At 64.1% G+C, this 17107-nt stretch carries 11 protein-coding genes and 2 pseudogenes; 5 read left to right on the top strand and 8 right to left on the bottom strand.

Translation table 11 applies throughout. The features are described 5' to 3' along the window. Positions 1–17: 17 nt before the first annotated feature. The 6 genes and pseudogenes from pstB to DBZ32_RS12065 form a co-directional block, all read right to left on the bottom strand. A complete protein-coding gene (pstB, locus tag DBZ32_RS12085; protein WP_119167782.1) occupies positions 18–830 on the bottom strand; it encodes a phosphate ABC transporter ATP-binding protein PstB in 813 nt (270 codons plus the stop codon). Between the two features lie 63 nt (positions 831–893). Further along, positions 894–1697 (bottom strand): annotated as a pseudogene (pstA, locus tag DBZ32_RS22480) (phosphate ABC transporter permease PstA); the annotation flags it as partial. A gap of 543 nt (positions 1698–2240) precedes the next feature. Then, positions 2241–2726, bottom strand: a pseudogene (locus DBZ32_RS22475) (DUF3333 domain-containing protein); the annotation flags it as partial. Further along, entirely contained in the window at positions 2719–4101 is a 1383-nt protein-coding gene (pstC, locus tag DBZ32_RS12075) for a phosphate ABC transporter permease subunit PstC (protein ID WP_119167393.1), read from the bottom strand. The pseudogene DBZ32_RS22475 and the gene pstC, both read right to left, overlap by 8 nt. A gap of 370 nt (positions 4102–4471) precedes the next feature. Next, positions 4472–5485 (bottom strand): substrate-binding domain-containing protein, encoded by a 1014-nt coding sequence (locus tag DBZ32_RS12070; RefSeq protein WP_208539203.1) that lies wholly within the window; start codon positions 5483–5485, stop codon positions 4472–4474. Positions 5486–5665: 180 nt separating this feature from the next. Further along, positions 5666–7144 carry an ATP-binding protein gene (locus tag DBZ32_RS12065; RefSeq protein WP_235830164.1) on the bottom strand — a complete coding sequence of 493 codons (1479 nt, stop codon included), beginning with the start codon at positions 7142–7144 and terminating at the stop codon, positions 5666–5668. 329 nt (positions 7145–7473) lie between these two features. Here DBZ32_RS12065 and DBZ32_RS12060 point away from each other — a divergent pair, with 329 nt between their 5' ends. From DBZ32_RS12060 to DBZ32_RS12040, 5 genes are all read left to right on the top strand, one after another. Further along, a complete protein-coding gene (locus tag DBZ32_RS12060; protein ID WP_119167391.1) occupies positions 7474–8262 on the top strand; it encodes a (Fe-S)-binding protein in 789 nt (262 codons plus the stop codon). A 4-nt stretch (positions 8263–8266) separates the two neighbouring features. Beyond that, positions 8267–9712, top strand: a complete 1446-nt coding sequence (locus DBZ32_RS12055; protein ID WP_119167390.1) for a LutB/LldF family L-lactate oxidation iron-sulfur protein — start codon at positions 8267–8269, stop codon at positions 9710–9712. Then, the gene (locus DBZ32_RS12050; protein WP_119167389.1) at positions 9709–10389 is read left to right on the top strand and encodes a LutC/YkgG family protein; all 681 of its coding nucleotides are present in this window, start codon (positions 9709–9711) and stop codon (positions 10387–10389) included. Before DBZ32_RS12055 ends, DBZ32_RS12050 begins: the two co-directional genes overlap by 4 nt. A 254-nt stretch (positions 10390–10643) precedes the next feature. Then, positions 10644–10970: a Smr/MutS family protein gene (locus DBZ32_RS22470; RefSeq protein ID WP_235830163.1), complete on the top strand. Its 327-nt coding sequence runs from the start codon at positions 10644–10646 to the stop codon at positions 10968–10970. A gap of 88 nt (positions 10971–11058) precedes the next feature. Continuing rightward, positions 11059–11427, top strand: a complete 369-nt coding sequence (locus tag DBZ32_RS12040; protein ID WP_119167387.1) for a helix-turn-helix domain-containing protein — start codon at positions 11059–11061, stop codon at positions 11425–11427. Between the two features lie 164 nt (positions 11428–11591). Here DBZ32_RS12040 and DBZ32_RS12035 read toward each other — a convergent pair whose 3' ends face one another. Together DBZ32_RS12035 and DBZ32_RS12030 are read right to left on the bottom strand one after the other, a co-directional pair. Continuing rightward, on the bottom strand, positions 11592–14273 hold the full coding sequence (locus DBZ32_RS12035; RefSeq protein ID WP_119167386.1) for a methyl-accepting chemotaxis protein: 2682 nt from the start codon (positions 14271–14273) through the stop codon (positions 11592–11594). Between the two features lie 447 nt (positions 14274–14720). Beyond that, positions 14721–17012 carry an NADP-dependent malic enzyme gene (locus DBZ32_RS12030; RefSeq protein ID WP_119167385.1) on the bottom strand — a complete coding sequence of 764 codons (2292 nt, stop codon included), beginning with the start codon at positions 17010–17012 and terminating at the stop codon, positions 14721–14723. Positions 17013–17107: the final 95 nt, after the last annotated feature.

Below are 17107 nucleotides of genomic sequence, written 5' to 3'. Positions count from 1 at the left end.
GCGCCGAGCCCGAGCGATCAACCGAAGCGCCCGGTAATGTAATCCTGTGTACGCTGATCCTTGGGGTTGGTGAAAATCTGCTCGGTCTCGTCGGTTTCGACCAGAATCCCAAGGTGGAAGAAAGCCGTGCGCTGGCTGACGCGCGCCGCCTGTTGCATCGAGTGGGTCACGATCACGATGGTGAAGTTCTGCCGCAACTCGTCGATCAGTTCTTCGATCTTGGCCGTGGCGATCGGATCGAGCGCCGAGCAGGGCTCATCCATCAGGATGACTTCCGGATTGACGGCGATCGCGCGTGCGATGCAGAGGCGCTGCTGCTGGCCGCCTGACAAGCCGGTACCCGGCGTATCCATGCGGTCCTTCACCTCTTCCCAAAGGCCGGCCCGCTGGAGGCTGCCCTGAACGATCTCGTCCATTTCCGACTTCGAACTGCCGATCCCGTGAATGCGCGGGCCGTAGGCGATGTTGTCGTAGATCGATTTGGGGAAGGGGTTCGGCTTCTGGAACACCATGCCGACCCGGGCCCGAAGCTGCACGACATCCAGCTTCGGGTCGTAAACGTCCTCGCCATCCATCTCGATGCTGCCTTCGACCCGGCAGCCGTCGATCACGTCGTTCATGCGGTTGATGCAACGCAGATAGGTGGACTTGCCGCAGCCGGAGGGGCCGATCAGGGACGTCACTTCGTACTGCCTGATGTCCAGGTCGACATGCTTCAGCGCGTGCGCCTGGCCGTAGTAGACATTGACGTCGCGCGACTTGATCTTGACGGGTTGTTCGTTGCTCAAGGCCACGGGGCCCTCTGCCTTGTCATGCGCGACATCCAGCATGTCGGAGATACCGCTATCGGTCATGTTTTCCTGTGCCTCTTGAATGCTCATGGTCGTCGCCCCCTACCATCGCCGTTCGAAGCGTTTCCGCAATACCACGGCCATCGCGTTCATAAAGATCAAGAAAGCCAGTAGCACCATAATCGCCGCGGAGGTCTTGGCCACGAAAGCCCGCTCCGGAGCATCGGCCCAGAGAAAGATCTGCACCGGCAAGACCGTGGCCGCATCGGTGAAGCCGCCCGGCACGTCCGCGATGAAGGCCACCATGCCGATCATGAGCAGAGGCGCCGTCTCACCCAGGGCCTGCGCCATCCCGATAATCGTCCCGGTCAGAATACCCGGCATGGCAAGGGGCAGCACATGGTGGGTCACGGTCTGCACCTTTGAGGCGCCGACACCCAAAGCCGCCTCACGGATCGACGGCGGCACGGCCTTCAGCGCGGCACGGGATGCGATGATCACCGTCGGCAGCGTCATCAGCGCCAGGACCATGCCACCGACCAGCGGCGCCGAGCGCGGCAGTCCAAAGAAGTTGAGGAACATCGCCAAGCCCAGCAGGCCGAAGACGATCGAAGGGACCGCCGCCAAGTTGTTGATGTTGACTTCGATCAGGTCGGTCAGACGATTCTTCGGTGCGAACTCTTCCAGGTAAATGGCCGCCAGGACACCGACCGGGAAAGCCAGGGTCAGCGTTATCACGAGAGTCAGGAACGACCCGACGACGGCACCCCAGATCCCGGCCTGCTCCGGCTCGCGGCTATCCGCTTCGGTGAAGAAAGGCGTGTTGAAAACGGTCTGCACCTGACCCCGCTCGCGCAGCGTCTCGACCCACGCGACTTCGTTGTCCTTCACGCGGCGATTGGACTCGGCGATGACATAGGAAATCAGATTCCAATCCTGCGGCTGCGCGCTCGCCTCCGACTCGAGGGGGATCAGAACTTGACCTGTGGCGCGCGCCGGGCTGACCGCGGTGAGCTTGACCAGGCCGCCGTTGATTTCGACAAGATAGCTCGGCAAGCGGTTGTTCAACTCCTCCGTGCTGCCGACCTGCGCCGCACGGACGCGCAGGTCTTCGGCATCGCGTGCCGCGGATTCAGCATTGGAGGTCAAGGAGTCGATCTGCCCTTCGAGGCGCTCCACGCGCGCCTCCAGCCGCGGAACATCCTCGGCTTCGGCCGTTCCCAGATCGCTTCGGGTTTCAGCCAAATCGTCCCGCAGACGGACGGCGGCATTGCCCGCCGCCTCGGCATTGGCGGCCCGATCCTCGGCGAGCTCCGCAAGCCGCTCCTTCATCTCGCTGGCGATGTTGGCGAAGTCGTTGGCACCGGTCAGGATCTCGATCTCTCCGGTCGTACCCGTCGGCGTCGCGATGCCGGCCACCTCGAAGGTCTCGATCGGCGTGATCTGACCTTTCACATAGGTATCGACATCGTCGGACGAGGTGATCCAGACTCTGACGGTTCGGTCGATCAGATCCGGATCGTTCTCAACGGCGGCCCGCAGTTCGAAGGCAGCGTCTCTGGTCACGAGGTTACGGAGCGCCCGCCGTTCGGTGCGTTCCTCGACGTTGGGAAAGAGAGCGAAGAGCGCCTCGTTGACGAGGCTGCGAAACTCGCCGTCGATGTCGATGATCTCACCATCCGCATTTCGCTCGATCTGGATCTCGTTCGGATCCAGGAAAACGTCCACGGCGATTTGGGTCTGGAAGAAGGCTGTCCAGCCCCTGCCGACGATCGAGAACAGCAGGATGCCGAGCATGACGACGGCCGCCGCGATGGCCAAACGGCCATAGGTCTTGAAACGCGTCTCGGCGGCGTAGCGACGGCGGACCCGCGCCGGAGAGAGGTCCGGTCGGCGGATCGCGATGCCTTCGGAGGGTGCGGTCGCGTCAGTCATACTTCTCTCGGTATTTGCGGACGACATGGAGGGCGATAACGTTGAGGCACAGCGTGACGAAGAAGAGTGTGAGACCGAGCGCGAAGGCAGCCAGGGTCTTGGCGGTATCGAACTCCTGATCGCCGACCAGAAGCGTGACGATCTGCACCGTCACGGTCGTAACCGCCTCCAGAGGATTGGCGGTTAAATTGGCGGCCAGTCCGGCGGCCATCACGACGATCATGGTCTCACCCACCGCACGGCTGACCGCCAGCAGCACCGAACCGACGATGCCCGGGAGCGCTGCGGGCAAGATGACCTGGCGCACGGTTTCGGCCTTGGTCGCGCCCAGGGCATAGGCACCGTCACGCAGAGATTGCGGGACGGCGTTCATCACGTCATCCGACAGAGATGAGACGAAGGGGATGATCATGATGCCCATGACGATCCCCGCCGCGAGCGCGGACTCCGACGACACGGTCAGACCGATGGATTCACCTGTGTTCCGGAAGAAGGGCGCCACCGTCAGAGCGGCGAAGAAGCCGTAAACCACGGTCGGCACGCCCGCCAGAATCTCAAGTATCGGCTTGACGGAGGCCCGCAGCTTCTTCCCGGCATACTCGGACATGTAGATCGCGCTGAAGAGGCCGATCGGCACCGCCACGCACATCGCGATCAGGGTGATGAGCAGAGTGCCCGCGAAGAGCGGGATCGCGCCGAAGGCGCCGGAAGAGCCGACCTGGTCGGCGCGCAACGCGATTTGCGGCGACCACTGGGTTCCGAAGAGAAACTCCGTGATCGGGACCTTGCTGAAGAAGCGGCCGGTCTCGAACAGCAGAGAGAAAATGATCCCGATCGTGGTCAGGATCGCGATCGTCGAGGCGATGATCATGATGATGGAAGCGGTCTGCTCCACCTTGTTCCGGGCGCGCATATCCGGCTGCACCCGCCGCAGTGCGAGAAGACCGCCGCCGGCCATCAGCGCCACCATGACCGCGATCATCAGCCAGCGGCTGGCGGCCAGGGTTTCGGCGTAAACTTCGCCGGCCGCCTGGAACATGGGATCCAGAGCGCCTGAAACGATGCCGCCAAGCGCCCGCGCCTCGATATCGCCGATCAGAAGCCGCTGCTCATCGGAACTGCGTTGCGAGAAGTCGTCCGGCAGATTGGCGATCAACCGCATTTCCGCGACATGCGGCTCGGCGATCAGCCAGATAACCATCACCACGAGCGCCGGCAGCAGCACCCAGGACGCCAGGTAGAGTCCGTGGTAGCTGGGCAGGGAGTGAAGTTGGTGAGGCTTGTTGCCCGTCACGGCATAGGCCTGACGCGTGCCGAGCAGATAGCCGACAACGGTCAAGGCGAGCATGACAAACAGAACGACCGAGATGCCCATAGTCCCCACGCGTCCCCAATCGCGCTACCGAAATAATTCGCCCGCCTTCCGGCCGGCTGGAACATAGAGTTCCGTGACGTCGTGTAACGGACTTCGTGTAACTCGCGGTCTCACCCAAACCCATGCAGATCAGCCAGACGCGGCCCTAGGCTTGCGGTCGGCTTTCGATCCGATGCTCCTTAACGGGAGCTGGCGCCTCTTACGGCGGATCCGAGGAAGCAATCACAGCGTCGGCTTCAACGGATCCGGGCATTCCAAAAGAAACAGCTTCGCAAAGTTCCGTCTGGTCGGAAGAAATCCAAACCGGCGGTCGGTGCACTCTAGCCACCGACCGCCGGATGTCTAACGTCTTCAGACCGAGTTCAAAAGCCTACATCGTCAGCTTCTGAAGACCACGAGCCTGCTGCTGCATTTCGGCGCGTGCGTCCTCGGGGAGCGGGATCAGACCCCGGTCGGCGAGGTAGCCGTCCGGACCCCAGGAGTCCTCGGAGGTGAACTCGGAGATATACTCCTCGATGCCGGGGATCACGCCGACGTGCTCGTTCTTGACGTAGAAGTACAGCGAGCGAGACACGGCATAGTCACCAGCGGCGATGTTGTCGAAGGTCGGCTCGACACCGCCGATCACCGAACCCTGGATGGCATCGCGGTTCTGATCGAGGAAGGAGAAGCCGAAGATGCCCAGAGCGACCGGATTGGCCTGCAGCTTCTGAACGATCAGGTTGTCGTTTTCACCGGCTTCGACATAGGCACCGTCCTCACGGATCTCGGCACAGGCGTCGTCACCCAGGGTGTCGGCCATACCGGCCTCTTCGCAACCCGTCTCCATCATCAGCTCGACGAAGGCGTCACGCGTGCCGGAGGTCGGCGGCGGGCCCAGCACTTCGATCCGCTCGGCCGGCAGCGAAGGATCGATGTCGGACCAGAGGTCGTTCGGATTGGCGACGGACTGGCCATCGACCACGACGGTCTTGGCCAGCGCCCGGAAGACCTGGTCTTTCGTCAGCTGGTAGCGCGCGTGATCCTTGGAGTTGGCGAGCACGATGCCGTCGAAACCGACGCGTACCTCGGTGATGGTGATGCCGTTGGAGGTGCAGTCCTCATATTCGGAGGACTTGATCCGGCGCGAGGAGTTGGTGATGTCCGGGTGCCCTACGCCCACGCCGGCGCAGAACAGCTTCAGACCGCCGCCGGAGCCGGTGGATTCGACCACGGGCGTCGGGAAATCGGTGTTGTTGCCGAACTGCTCCGCGACTGCAGTTGAGAAAGGGAACACCGTCGAAGATCCGACGATGCGGATCTGATCGCGCGACTGGGCCGCAGCCGAAGTGGCGGCAAGCGCCATGGCTGCAGCAGCCGCGAAGGCGAGCGTGTGCTTGATCACAGATAGTCTCCGCTTGGCTGTGTTGGGCCGTAATTGGGCCTGACGAAAACCGACGCCTCCCGAGCGCCAGCCAAGGCGGACCCTATCCAGAGGTAGGGTAGGAATTACTACGGTAATATTACGCTTGGATGACACCGAGGCCGGTTTGTGGACGAAATCCGCTGTCCGGCGACCGACCCCTTAGACGGCCCGGCGTCGGCCCGCTTCCCGCCCGTTCCCGGAACTCTGCGGCGTCCGCACAGCCACCGTGGAAGACGCCTCGCCCTGCAGCCCGCTGCCATCCTCAACAACCTCCGCGCGCTGCAGATAAACGGTGAAGGTCGTGCCGCGCCCGGCTTCACTTTCGATCGTCAGCTGGCCACGATGGCGATTGACGATGTGCTTGACGATGGCGAGCCCCAGGCCGGTGCCGCCGAGCTCTCGCGAGCGGGCCGTGTCGACGCGGTAGAAACGCTCGGTCAGGCGCGGCAGGTGCTCCCGGGCAATCCCTTCGCCGTCGTCGGTCACGGAAACGGCGACGGCCGGGCGTCCCATCCGGCGGGCCGCCGGATCCTGTTGCGTATCCGGCAGACGCGCGCTGACACGAACCTGGCCACCTCGGCGGCCGTACTTGATGGCGTTGTCGAGCAAGTTCTGAAACACCTGAGCCAACTCGTCCGCCTCGCCGATCACCGGCGGCGCCTCCGTCACGTCCAGACGGACTTGAACCTCGCGTGCGCGCGCCTTCAACTCCAGCGCCCGGGCCACCGACTCCAACACGCGTTCCAGCTCCGCCGCTGCGGTCGGCGGCGTGTGTTCCTGCATCTCGATCCGCGACAAGCTGAGCAGATCGTCCACCAACCGGGCCATGCGCAAGGCCTGCTCATGCATGATGCCGAGAAACCGATGCTGTGCCTCGCTATCGTCGCGCGCCGGGCCGGACAGGGTTTCGATGAAACCGATGAGGCTCGACAGCGGTGTGCGAAGCTCGTGACTGGCATTGGCGACGAAGTCGGCCCGCATGCGCTCCGCCCGGCGAACGCCGGTCAGATCGTGGAGCGACAGGATCGCTACCGTACCGTCCAGCGCCGGCGTGCGCAGCGGAACCAGACGGGCGGAGAAGTAGCGCTCGATATCGCCGTGCAGAGCGAACTCCACGACTCGGTTCTCGCTCCGCCCGACGGCTGCGTCGGCGGCATCGAGCAAGGCGGGATTGCGCAGCACGCCGACGAGATCGCGGCCCATCAAACTGGTGCCGAAGAGGTCCTCCGTCGCCGGATTTGCCCGTACAATCCGCCGGTTGCGATCGAGCATGATCAAGGGGTCGGGCAGATTGGAAAGGATCGATTCGTTTCCGGCGATCGCCGCTTCCAGTTCGCGCCGACGGCGTTGGCGCTCGCGCGCCGTATCGACGAGCGATTCGTCCAGCTCCGGCGCCAAGACCGGCGAAGAGCCGTGGGGTGGACGAGGGAGAGGTGCGTCGTTGGTCCCGGCCGACTTGAGGGCCTCGATGTAGCCGGCCAGAGCCTTCACGTGGGCGAAGTGAGGATACAGGATCGTGAAGACCGCCAGAACCACCAGCCCCGAAGCGATCGCTGCCGTCCGCCAGTCCAGATGGCCCAAGGCGGCCAAACCGAGCAAAGAAATCACGCCTGGCCCGGCGAGTAGAAACGTGGCCACCGGCAGGCGCCTTCGTAAAATCGATTTACCGTGCATCGGCCGCAGCCCCGCTTCCTGCAGATCCCCAGCCTGCCGTGACACCGCCCCGGTCCGAACCTCCGTTGCCGGCATCGATGTAAGTGCGCACCATAACACAGGCCCATTACACAATGGCTGCGACACCTGGCAACAGATCCGGCCAGGGCCGTGTGGCAGCGATTCAAAGCGCCAAAGTCCCGGTCGGGCCGGGTAAACCTACGTGGCGCCTTGCCTTTTGAAATTGGTCATACCATTCTCGTTTAAATTGGTCATACCATTCGCGGCGGGCAGTTCTTGGGAGAAATCGCGCTATGACAGATGCCACGCCTGAGGCCGGAGAAACCGGTCCGAAAGTCGCGCTCTTCGTTACCTGCCTGGTGGATTTCTTCCGCCCGACGGTGGGCTTCGCGACCGTGAAACTGCTGGAACAGGCAGGATGCAGGGTCGAGGTGCCGCGCGGTCAGACCTGCTGCGGGCAACCGGCCTACAACTCCGGCGACCGGGAGGACACCAAAGCCATCGCCCGTCAGGTAATCGCGGCTTTCGACGGGTACGACTACGTGGTCGTTCCCTCAGGTTCCTGTGCCGGCATGTTGCGCAAGCACTATCCGGCTCTCTTCAAGGACGATCCCGAGTTGGCCGGACCCGCCGCGACTCTGGGGGAGCGAACCTACGAACTGGTATCCTTCCTGACCGATGTCATGAAGGTCCAGGCGCTGCCGGGCAGCTTTGCCGGCAGCGTGACCTACCACGACTCCTGTTCCGGCCTGCGCGAGTTGAAGGTCAAGGAGCAGCCGCGCGCTCTGTTGCGCGGACTGACCGACCTCCGTTTGCTTGAGATGAAGGAACCCGAAGTCTGCTGCGGCTTCGGCGGAACCTTCTGCGTGAAATACCCGGAAATCTCGAATCAGATGGTCGACACCAAGGCCGAGGACATCGAGAAGACCGGAGCGGATCTATTGCTCGCAGGCGATTTGGGCTGTCTGCTCAATATGGCGGGCAAGTTGAAGCGCCGCGGCGCCAAGACTGAGACGCGCCACGTCGCCGAAGTGCTGGCCGGCATGACAGGCGGGCCCGCCATCGGCGAAGGGAAGGACTAGCGCTTTGCAGGCAACCAGCCGCGATTTCAAGGACAACGCCCATCGTGCGCTGAACGACGAACAGCTGCGGCGCGCGCTGAACAATATGAAGGAGGGCTTCATCGCCAAGCGCGCGAAAGCGGCGGCGAAGCTGCCCGAGTTCGACGCGCTTCGCGACCAGGCGAAAGAGATCAAGGACCACACCCTCGAGAACCTCGACGCCTACCTGGAGATCTATGCGGAGCAGGTCGAGGCCGCGGGAGGGAAGGTCCATTGGTGCCCCACCGCCGACGATGCCCGCAAGGCCGTGGTGGAGATCTGCCAGGCGGTCGGCGCCAAGACGGTGACCAAGGGCAAGTCCATGATCGCCGAAGAACTGGCTTTGAACGACCATCTCGAGGCCAACGGGCTGGTCCCGATCGAAACCGATCTCGGCGAATACATCATTCAGCTGCGGAAGGAACCGCCCAGCCACATCATCGCGCCGGCGATCCACCTCAATAAGGAACAGGTGGCGAGTGATTTCCGGGCCGCCCACAAGGATCTGCCGGACGACCGCCAACTCGAGGAACCGCAGCAGCTCGTCGCGGAAGCCCGTGCCGTGTTGCGCCAGAAGTACCTGGACGCCGACGTCGGCATCACCGGCGCCAACTTTCTGATCGCCGAAACCGGCACGTCGATCATCGTCACCAACGAGGGCAACGGCGACCTGACCCAAAGTCTGCCGAAGGTCCACATCGTCGTGGCCTCGATCGAGAAGATCGTTCCGACTCTGGAAGACGCCAGCGCCATTCTGCGCGTGCTCGCCCGTTCCGCCACGGGTCAGGAATTCTCCACTTACACCACCTTCTCGACGGGCCCGAAGCGGTCCGAGGACCCGGACGGGCCCGAGCAATATCACGTCATCCTGCTCGACAACGGCCGTTCGCAGATGCTGGGCGGCGAGTTCCAGGACATGCTGCGCTGCATCCGCTGCGGTGCCTGCATGAACCACTGCCCGGTCTACCATTCGGTCGGCGGTCATGCTTACGGCTGGGTCTATCCGGGACCCATGGGCGCCGTCCTGACGCCCTCGCTGATCGGCGTCGACGAAGCCGGACACCTCCCCAACGCCTCGACCTTTTGCGGACGCTGCGAGGCCGTCTGCCCAATGCGCATTCCCTTGCCCAAGATGATGCGGCACTGGCGGGAGCAAGAGTTCGAGAAGCACCTCTCGCCACCGGCCATGCGCATCGGCTTGCGTGCCTGGACCTTCGTTGCGCGCCGCCCGGCGCTCTACCGCTTCGCCACCGGACTGAAGGCGAAGGTCTTGGCAAGGTTCGCTGGCAAACGAGGGCGCTTCGCCGCCGTACCACTGGCCGGCGGCTGGACGGCTCACCGGGACTTGCCGGCACCGGAAGGGCGAACCTTCATGGATCTCTGGGCCGAGCGGCAGAAGGACGTCGCGACCTCCCATCGAGAGCCGGCATGAGCGCCGGCCGCGAAGCCGTCCTCGGCGCCGTCCGCCGCTCCCTCGGGCACGGCGCGACGGATACCGCCGCCGCCAGGGCACGGATTGCGGCGCACCCGCGTGGCCTCCTGCCGGAGCGGAGCCAACGGGAAGCCGCCGCACAAGTCGACCTCTTCCAGGAACAGGTCGAAGCCGTCAACGCGACCGTGGTTCGTCTCGCCTCCCTGGAAGAGGTTCCGCGCGCGGCCGCAGACTATCTAAAAGACCGCAACTTGCCAGGCGCCCTCCGGCTGGCACCGGAGCCGGAGTTGCAGACCCTGCCCTGGGCAGAGACCGCACCGATGCTGTCCGTGGCCAGCGGTAAGGCGGAGCCGGAGGACGCAACCTCCCTAACCGCCGCCTTCGCCGGTGTCGCCGAGACCGGCACCCTCATGCTGCACTCCGGACCCAAAGGCCCGACGACCCTGAACTTCCTCCCGGAGAACCACATCGTCGTCCTCAAGACCAGCCAAGTCGTCGGCGCTTACGAAGAAGCCTGGGATCGGATGCGCAGAACCCAGGACGCACGCACGCTCCCACGCACGGTCAACTTGATAACCGGTCCCTCGCGCACCGGCGATATCGAGCAGACGATCCAGCTTGGTGCTCACGGCCCGCGGCGCCTGCACATCCTGCTGGTCGAAGACGCGGTAGAGTGAGCAAGGACGATGACCTGGCGCTCTGGCGCAAGGTCGCCGAGACCGTCAGACCGCTGAGAGGCCGGAAAGTCCGTTTTCGGCCGAAGGCCAGCGGGTTGACTGCGAGACCATCTCCTACGGGAGCATCGGCGGAACCGTCAGTCGACCAAGCGGCGGCCAAACCCGCCCGCCGACCGGCGCGGCCGCCGAACCCCCAGAGTCCGGCGCGCGCCTCCGCCATACCCACCGAACTGTCTCACGGAGCCACGGCAGGTGTGGACGGCCGGACGGCAGATCGGCTGCGCCGTGGCAAGCTGCCGATCGAAGCGACGTTGGACCTGCACGGTCATCGCCAAGACGACGCCCATCGTGCCCTGATCGGCTTCGTCACCTCGCATCAGGCTGCCGGGCGGCGTTGCCTGCTGATCGTCACCGGGAAGGGGCTGCGGGGAGAAAGCGGCGGTGTGCTGCGCCAGAAAGTGCCGCTCTGGCTGAATTCTCCGCCCCTGCGCGACAAGGTGCTGGCTTTCGACTTCGCCCGCCCGGAACACGGCGGCAGCGGCGCACTCTACCTGCTGCTCCGCCGCCAACGGGACCGCTAGAAAGGCCCGCGTTGACAAAGCTGGGCCTTATCGACATTCCATAAACTTGAATTGAGTTTATTCGCCGCCTTGCGAAAGGCCAAAGCCGATGACCCCTTTCGGTCAGTGTCTGCGTAAACTGCGCGGACAACGCAACATCACCGCTAAAGACATGGCGAGCGCTTTGGGCGTGAGTCCAGCCTATCTCTCGGCTCTCGAACACGGAAAACGGGGCAGACCCAACCGGCGCTTCGTACACGAAGTTTGCCAATATCTCGGCATCATCTGGGACGAGGCGGAAGACCTCCAACGCCTGGCCGATCTCTCCCACCCCCGGGTCGTGGTCGATACCGCCGGTCTCTGCCCCGAGGCGACGCTGCTCGCCAATCTGCTCGCGGAGCGTATCGGCAAGCTGCCTCGCGAGCAGATCTCCAGCCTGCTCGATCTTCTGGAGCCGAGGTCAGAACCCCTGTCCTGATCGATGCGCTTTCTGATCGGCTCGCACTAGACCAGACAGTGATCGGTCGGACCCACGTATTGGATCCGGAAATTACGTTAAATCCAGTCTCGATTCAAAGTGCGAGAGTCTGTTTCTTGTGATCGGCGGAACCGCAAAGCGATTCCATACGATCACAACGGGCTCTACGCGGCGCGCAGGGTTTTGAGGAAGCGCTCGACCTCCTCTTTCAGAGTCACGGTCTGCTCCGTCATGGCGCCGGAGGCGTCCAACACCGCATCCGCAGAGCGACCGGTCTGATCGACCGCCGTACTCACTTCCGAGATATTGGCGGTCACCTCCTGCGTACCTGCCGAGGCTTGGCGGACCGTGCTGGCAATCTCCTCGGTTGCCGCGTTCTGTTCGGTCACCGCCGCGGCAATAGCATCGGCGATCTCGTTCATATCCAGAATGGTCTTGCCGATCTCCTGAATCGCCGCGACCGAATCCTTCGTCGCAGATTGCATGCCGCCGACCTGCTGACCGATCTCCTCAGTGGCCTTTGCCGTCTGAGTCGCCAGACTCTTCACCTCGCTTGCCACGACCGCAAAGCCCTTACCTGCGTCGCCCGCGCGCATCGCCTCAATCGTTGCATTCAGCGCCAGAAGACTGGTCTGCTCCGCGATCTCCTGGATGAGAGTTACGACCGTGCCGATCTTTTCAGCCGCCGCGGCCAAGCCGGCAACCTGAGCGTTGGTCGCCTCGACTTTCTCGCGCGCCTGGGCAGCGATGCCAGTCGATTGGCTGACCTGCCGGCCGATCTCTCCAACCGACGCCGCAAGCTGCTCCGCCGCCGAAGCCGCGGTGTTGACGGAGCCGGCGGTCTGGTCGCTGGCACCGGTAACGGCGATGGCCCGCTCTCCTGCCGTCTGAGCCGAAGTGGCCATCCCTTCGGCCGCCGACTGCAGTCCGCCGGCCGCCGTCGAAAGCGACTCGACCACCTGCGCAACGCTCATTTCGAAACCGGACGCAAGATCCAGCATCTCCTGGCGGCGTTGGGTCGCGGCGGCGTCCCGCTCGGCTTCGTTACGCAGGCGTTCGTCCTCCGCGCCAGCCAAGTCGCTGCGCAAGCTCGCCAAAGCCTGACCCATCTCGGTCAGTTCGTCGCTTCCCGCCACCTGTACTTCGGTGGTGAGATCGCCATCCGCGATCCGCTGCATATCGGCAGACAGCAAGTTCAGACGATGCAAAAGTCCGCGCCCGACGTAGAGCCAGGCGATCAGGACGGCGACGGCGATCGAGGCACCAGCAATCATCATCAGCCAGATCTGCCCCTGGGTCACGGCTGTCGCGATGGTTTCGGCACCTGCCGCCACATCCTCCTGCGCGTTCCGCACCAGCAGCGCGACTTCGCTATCCAAGGCCGCGGCCGCCGCACGCGCCGCCGCCAATGCGACTTGAGCTTCGGCTTGCGACTGCAGTTCGGCCACGCGAGCCGGAAAGACCCCGGACGCGCCTTCGCCGAAGTCGGCGAGCAGCGTTACGCGATCGAGCAGGACACCCTCGTCCAAGTCCTCGGGAAACTCGGAAATCACGCGTTCGATACGCTGGCGGATCAGATGAAAACGCTCGTTCAGCGGCGTCAGGGCATCGCCCTGCGCGGCAGTCGAGGCTTGCAACAACACGTTGGTCAATCCCGACAGCTCCGCGCGCAACTCCAGGAGACCGCGGAGTTCTCCGACACCGTCGCTCATCAGCGCCGAGACGGCGCGGCTCGCGTTGCCGGTCGCTTGCTCGCTGCCGAGCAGGACGTTGAAGCTGGCCTCATCCACCAGGGGCGTTAGAAGCCGCAGCGTCTCGTTCTGCACGGCAAGCATATCGGCGGAAATGCTCTCCATCCGGGCGGCGATCAGCCTTCGCTCCTCGCCAGCGCTCGGTGGCAGCTCGAGCCAACGGGCGCGCAGGTCGAACACGTTCTGCTCGGAGTGACCGAACTCGGCCAGTCGAATAGCCAGATCCTTGGCCTCTGCCACGCCGGGAAAATCGGCCGGCATGGACTGCAGGCTTTCGTCTATACGGGCGACCGAGCCGATCAGCCGTTCTTGCAGAGCGGTAAGATCGTCCGAGGTCCGGGCGTTGGCCGCCTCGGCAATCAGACCGCCGAGCAGATTGACCTCCGCCAGAACCTCGAGCGCGCCACGCAGGGCCCCGACTTCCCGATCCATCAGGCCGGAGATTGCCTGTCCCGTTCCGCTGGTCACGTCATCCGCATCGATCACCAAATCGAAGCTGGAGTCGTCGATCAGGATGGCGACACGCCCGGCGAGATCGCCGTAAGCCACCTCGATGGCGCCGACGCGCTCGCTCCGCTCATCGGCAAGACGGAGCGACGTGGCGACCGCACGGTCGAGCCGCTCCAATTCTGTCGCCAGTCGATCGACCTCGCCGGAGATGACATCCAAGACAGTCGCGTCGGCTCCTCCCGTCTCCAACTGCCGCAGCTTGCCGCGAAGCTGCACCAGCTGGGCGGTCAGGCGGGCCGTCTCCGCTTGCCGGGTCGTTTCGTCGGGCGCACCGGCCAGCGCCGGAGCGGCGGCGGCGAGAGCCGCGGAACCGGCGGAGAGAGAAAGGGCCGTCGTCATGGCCGGCACGGTTTCGTTCAAGGCACGAGAAACCGCGTCCTCGAGGTTGCCGTAGGACAGCCAGGCGACAGTAGCCGAAGCCAGAGTCAGCGCGGCGACTCCGCCAAAGGCGAGGAAGAGCTTGCCGCCGATACCGAGACCACGGCGGCGCCGTCGCTGCCTCTCGCGAGATCCCAGCAGTTTCGACTGACCGTCGTCCGGACCAGCGGAGAGGGCCGTCGTTCGAGGTTCAGGCGCTACGGACATCTCAGCGGTCTCTTTCGCTCTCTTCGGCATCACAAAAAGCAAGGATGGAGCTGTGGAAAAAGACGAAGACAGGCGTCCCGACCCGAGACGCGAGTCCAGCCGTCCAATCGGCGAATCGAGTCCAGCTGCGATCGACCAAGAGCTCTTCCGAAATGGTCGCGCGCATGAGGCAACCCCTTCGCAGTTTCACGGACGGCAGACCACGGCCACCCCCATGGGGGGCGTGATGCAACCTTTCCGCCAGTTTGGCGCGAAATGAAGCTTCGCACTCATATGTTTGCAGGTTGTTAACGTCGACATCGGAACGACGGCGACCTAACTCGGACGCGTCTTACCGGTTCGGACATCCGAAACGGAACCGCGCGAGCTCACGGATCGCGAAGCGAGTCGACGCGGCTGACCGACGGCAGGGCCGATTGCAGATCCGATGGCGGAAGCAGGACCGGGCTATTTGGTCCTGTCTGCGATCGCCTCGTAAGCCGCGAGCGCCGCGGAAGTAACCAGATCGTTCACCGTCGCCCCCATCTGGACGATCTGCGCGGGCTTGGCGAGACCCATGAGCAGCGGACCGATGACCTCGCCGCCGCCCATCTCCTGCACCAGACGGGTTGCAATATGGGCGGAGTGCAAGGCCGGCATGATCAGCACGTTGGCCGGGCCGGACAGGCGGCAGAAGGGATAGAGCTCCTGCATCAACTCATAGTTCAGGGCCACGTTGGCCTGCATCTCGCCGTCGTACTCGAAATCGACGCCGGCCCCTCCGGCCGCACGGCTATCCAGGACCTCGATCGCCTCGCGCACGCGCACCGCCTTCTCGCGCGGCGGGTTCCCGAAGTTGGAGAAAGATAGCAGCGCAACCCGCGGCTCATGGCCCATCAAGCGGGCGGCCGCGGCGGTCTGCATGGTGATGTCCGCCAGTTCCTGAGGGCTCGGCAGCTCATGGACCTGAGTGTCGGAGACGAAGACCGAGCGGCCCCGGTTGACGATGATGTTGAGCCCGAACACCCGGCAGCCCGGCTTGGAATCGAGAGCCCGGCTGATATCCTCGAAGTTGACGTTGAAGGCGCGGGTGAGGCCGGTGACCATCGCATCGGCTTCCCCGCAGGCGACCATGCAGGCCGCGAAGACATTGCGGTTCTGATTGACCATCCGCACGCAATCGCGGAACAGCAGGCCCCTGCGGTTCAGCCGGTTATAGAGAAACTCCGTATAGCGCTCGCGGTGGTTGGAGACTCCCGCATTGACGATTTCGCAGAAGTCCGCCGGCAGACCGATGGCCGTCGCGGCCTCTTCGATCTGCCCCTGGCGGCCGATCAGGACCGGAGTTCCGTAACCGGAATTGAGGAAGGCGTAGGCGGCACGAATCGTCTTCTCTTCCTCACCCTCGGCGAAGACGACTCGCTGCGGATGCTCGCGAACCTTGTCGAAGATTCGCTGCAGGCTTGCGGTGGTGGGGTCGAGCCGGGCCGAGAGCTGATGGTCGTAGTCTTCGAAGTCCTCGACGGGGCGGCGCGCCACGCCACTGTCCATCGCCGCCCGAGCGACCGCCTTGGGCACCTCGACGATGAGCCGGGGATCGAAAGGGGCAGGGATGATGTACTCAGGCCCGTAGCGCAGGCGGCGGCCGCGATAGGCACGGTCGACCTCGTCGGGCACGTCCTCGCGCGCCAGCTTGGCCAGGGCTTCGGCGGCCGCGATCTTCATCTGCATGTTGATGGTGGTGGCCCGCACGTCGAGCGCACCGCGGAAGATGTAGGGAAAGCCGAGAACGTTGTTGACCTGGTTCGGATGGTCGGAGCGCCCGGTGGCCATGATTGCATCGGGCCGGACGGCCTTGACCTCCTCCGGCGTGATCTCCGGATCCGGATTGGCCATGGCGAAGAGGATCGGCTTCTCGCCCATCTTCTCCACCATCTCCTGCGTCACGGCGCCCTTGACCGAGAGGCCGAGAAAAATGTCCGCGCCCTCCAGCGCGTCGGCCAGGCTGCGCGCCTCGGTCTCGACGGCATGGGCCGACTTCCATTGGTTCATGCCGGTCGTCCGGCCGCGATAGATCACACCCTTGGTATCGCAGAGGAGAACGTTTTCCGGCTTTACGCCCATGGCCTTGACCAACTCGGCGCAGGCAACGCCGGCCGCGCCGGCGCCGTTAATGACGACGCGCGTCGCTGCCATCTCGCGGCCGGTCAGATGCAGGGCGTTGATCATGCCCGCGGCGGCGATGATCGCCGTGCCGTGCTGATCGTCGTGGAACACCGGAATGTCGAGCAACTCCTTTAGCCGCTCTTCGATCATGAAGCATTCGGGCGCCTTGATGTCCTCAAGGTTGATGCCACCGAAGGAGGGGCCGAGAAACCGCACGCAGTTCACGAACTCGTCGACGTCTTCGGTCGAGACCTCCAGGTCGATGGAGTCGACATCGGCGAAGCGCTTGAACAGCACCGCCTTGCCTTCCATCACCGGCTTGGAGGCCAGAGCACCGAGGTTGCCGAGGCCGAGAACCGCCGTGCCGTTGGAGATCACCGCCACCAGGTTTCCGCGGATCGTGTAGTCGTAGGCAAGGCTGGGATCTTCGTGGATCCGCTTGCAGGGCTCGGCGACGCCCGGCGAATAGGCGAGCGACAGATCGCGCTGCGTGGTCACGGGCTTGGTCGGCGCGATCTCGAACTTGCCGGGCCGGCCTGAGGAATGGAAGTCAAGCGCTTCCTGCGCCGTCGTCAGCGCCTTGGTCTCGGTCATGATCGGAGGACGTCCTTACCCTGTCTGCGCCGCACTCGGGTCGGGCGGGAACGACTGCCCGGCGCGGTCTTGGTTGGCGGGCGGCGATGTTAGAA

Source organism: Algihabitans albus, assembly GCF_003572205.1.
In the GTDB taxonomy this organism is placed as follows: Bacteria; Pseudomonadota; Alphaproteobacteria; order Kiloniellales; family DSM-21159; genus Algihabitans; species Algihabitans albus.
This window is presented reverse-complemented; position numbering and strand designations above follow the sequence as displayed.